Genomic DNA, 708 nt, shown 5'->3' with positions numbered 1-708 from the left:
AGGGCGATCAGCGCGTCGGCATCGTTGGTAGCCGCGATACCCAGCGGCTCGATGCCGGCCAATTCCCCGGCGTCCTTGCCGACTTTGTCGGGCGAATGCACCCATACCCCAACGAGTTCCAGGTCTGGCCGGCGGCGGATCGCATCGATGGCGATCGACCCGACTCCCCCCGTCGACCACACGACGGTACGCATAGGGTTCACCTCCCTACTCATGAGCGCCCGCGGCGCACGTAGTCGGCGGCCGGCCCAGCCCAACTCGGAGCACGCAGGTCGAACCTCAGCGTGAGCATCAACAGCACCATAACCTAAGATTTGTTCATTAGGATAGTGCCTACTCTCTTAACAGGAGGAACAGGATGACGACCCAGCGGGTAGTGGTCTGGGCGACGGGCGGCATCGGGTCGATCGCGATCCGCACCATCCACCGACGCCCCGATCTGGATCTGGTCGGCGTGTGGGTGCACTCCGCGGAGAAGGTCGGCAGGGACGCCGGCGAACTCGCCAACGGCGAGCCGATCGGCCTCGCCGCCACCAGCGATGCCGACGCGCTGATCGCCCTGGCGCCCGACGCGGTGGTGTATGCCGCGAGCGGTCCCGAGCGCGACGGCGCCGCCGTGCCCGACTACTTGCGGCTGCTGGAGGCGGGGATCAACGTCGTGTCGACGTCGTCGACGAGTCTGGTGTATCCGCCCTCGTATGTCGCGCC

General features: G+C 66.8%; 2 pseudogenes. One reads left to right on the top strand and one right to left on the bottom strand.

What is annotated here, in order from left to right:
- Window positions 1–194: pseudogene (locus A5736_RS22020) on the bottom strand (dihydrodipicolinate reductase); the annotation flags it as partial.
- A 164-nt stretch (window positions 195–358) separates the two neighbouring features.
- Between A5736_RS22020 and A5736_RS22015 the strand changes: the two are divergent.
- A pseudogene (locus A5736_RS22015) lies at window positions 359–708 on the top strand (dihydrodipicolinate reductase); the annotation flags it as partial.

The organism is Mycobacterium sp. SP-6446 (genome assembly GCF_001954045.1).
Taxonomy (GTDB): Bacteria; Actinomycetota; Actinomycetes; order Mycobacteriales; family Mycobacteriaceae; genus Mycobacterium.
Note: the sequence above shows the minus strand (reverse complement) of the source record. Positions and strands in the feature narration are given on the sequence as shown.